Annotated in this window: 3 protein-coding genes; all 3 read right to left on the bottom strand. The window is 34.8% G+C overall.

What is annotated here, in order from left to right:
- Positions 1-155: 155 nt before the first annotated feature.
- Genes FTV09_RS17575 through FTV09_RS17565 form a run of 3 tightly spaced genes read right to left on the bottom strand, consistent with a single transcriptional unit; the run spans position 156 to position 1,870 of the window.
- Positions 156-581 (bottom strand): roadblock/LC7 domain-containing protein, encoded by a 426-nt coding sequence (locus FTV09_RS17575; RefSeq protein WP_067763403.1) that lies wholly within the window; start codon positions 579-581, stop codon positions 156-158.
- Between the two features lie 9 nt (positions 582-590).
- On the bottom strand, positions 591-1,136 hold the full coding sequence (locus FTV09_RS17570; protein WP_180058998.1) for an ATP/GTP-binding protein: 546 nt from the start codon (positions 1,134-1,136) through the stop codon (positions 591-593).
- A 14-nt stretch (positions 1,137-1,150) separates the two neighbouring features.
- Positions 1,151-1,870 (bottom strand): hypothetical protein, encoded by a 720-nt coding sequence (locus FTV09_RS17565; protein ID WP_180058997.1) that lies wholly within the window; start codon positions 1,868-1,870, stop codon positions 1,151-1,153.
- Between the last annotated feature and the right edge of the window lie 97 nt (positions 1,871-1,967).

Here is a 1,967-nt window from a genome sequence, read left to right as displayed (position 1 = left end):
CCGAACTCAGAAGTGAAACCTCTTAGCGCTGATGGTAGTGTGGGGTTACCCATGTGAGAGTAAGTCATCGCCAGCTCATTATTCAAAATCCCCCTAACTCTTATGAGATAGGGGGATTTTTTTATGCGATAAAAATAGAAATGCTAAATTGAAAGTTAGTTAATAGCTATTGCTGAGTCTTCAGTAATAATTGCATTTGTAGCACACTTAAGCATGTAAAGTACTTGTCCTAATAAAATGTCTTTGTCTGTTAATGCAATAATAATCATTGGATGATGTTGCGCTGATACAGCTGTTAAAATTGCTTTACCATTTTCAGCATCCAAAGTAATACTTTGACAACCAGTGAGTTGAATTTCTTTAGTAAATGCAGTAACCATGGCAAGAATTGAGCTACTTACAGCAGCAAGTTTACTATTGTTATATTGCCCACGTTTATGGACGCTAGTAAGTTCAAAGCCATCTGTTGAGCAGAGCATCACAAAATGCACGCCTCGAGCATTATTTATAATCATGCTAATTTGTTCATGTGCATATTGTACAAGTTCTTTAGGGGCTGAACGTTTTTGAACATTGAACATAAAGGATCCTTAAGCGCTAATGTTATGATTAACTTCTACTGATGTTATAAGGGCTTCTAACAATAACAACACATCTTCTTTTTTACGTGAGTCAATAAAAAATAAGGGCGAATATAAATCTTGTTGGATCAGCCAATCTTTATAAATTGATGTGTCTTGATTGGTTTTTATTTCATCTGTATGCGTAATTCCAATAGCGATATTATCGGTATAGTTTTGGAATGTTTCTAAGTAACTTTCAATTTCTGTTAAGGGATTTTCTATGTTGTGATCAATTAAAATTATGGCACCAATGGCTCCTTGACAAATCACTGGCCAAATAAAATCAAAACGACTTTGTCCAGGTGTACCATATAGCCCAATTTTAAGATCATCCTCAAGTGTAACTTCACCATAGTCAATGCCTACAGTTGTCTCAAGTTTTGAATGCCGTTCTTGATCAGTATTTAATGCCTCGGTTGATAAAACAGGGATGTCTGAAAGTGAACGGATTGCTTCAGTTTTACCAGCCCCCATTGAGCCAGCAAATACAATTTTATATTGCTGAAGAATCATGTATTTGCTCCTATTTAAAAACCAAATTTACGGCGTAATTTACCTAAAAAATTTTTTACAAAACTTTGTTCTTCTGTTTTTTCAATTATTTCTGATGGTGGGTTGTAATGTTTATCCCAAAGATTTATTTTTTTTATATTTTGAGTAGCAATATTTGCTGCAATAAATTTTTGTACAAGTGGGAGAGGGATGTCATATTGCTCTGAAATTTTTGACATTTTTGCACCTTGAATAAAGCAAGCGGACATTTGAAAGATGAGTTTTCGTTGTGTATTGTCCATTGGCTTTGGCCAAGAAAAAATCTTAAAGTGACCATCTGTAGGTGAAATTGAAGCAAATGCAGGTGAATTCCAGAATAAATTCCAGAGCCAGTCTTGTAATATCACTGGATGTTTTCTTGAGACCTTAGTGAGATCAATAATTGATGCAAAATCGTACTTAAAGCTTAAGTCTGTTTTAAATTCGAGACGATCTAGATTAGGCCATGCAATGTTGTGTGTAATATCAATTACAGCTAACGTACCTTGATCATCAAAAAGGTGTAACTTTTCATGATTATCTTCTGAGAAAAGCGTTTTAAAATAGTTTTCATCAAATTCGTGTAGATGGTTGTTATCATTCGTAAACTGAAGTAGTTCTTCAGTAGAGCTAAGTTGCTCTGAATGGTGTATGAGGTTTATATCGACCCACTGATTCAGTGCATTTGAACCGTACCGGGTTTGTCGGAGACTCAATATTCTGAGAGACTATTCCGATGAAAAAACCAAACTATACCCCCGAAATTAGAGAAAGATCGGTTCAATTACTAATTGAATCTGAAAAAGATTATCC

It is taken from the genome of Acinetobacter sp. YH12227, assembly GCF_013417785.1.
GTDB lineage: Bacteria > Pseudomonadota > Gammaproteobacteria > Pseudomonadales > Moraxellaceae > Acinetobacter > Acinetobacter gandensis.
This window is presented reverse-complemented; position numbering and strand designations above follow the sequence as displayed.

What these genes read in the sequence shown, in the direction of transcription:
- FTV09_RS17575 (WP_067763403.1), bottom strand. Translation starts at nt 581, where the DNA reads ATGTTCAATGTTCAAAAACGTTCAGCCCCTAAAGAACTTGTACAATAT.
- FTV09_RS17570 (WP_180058998.1), bottom strand. Translation starts at nt 1,136, where the DNA reads ATGATTCTTCAGCAATATAAAATTGTATTTGCTGGCTCAATGGGGGCT.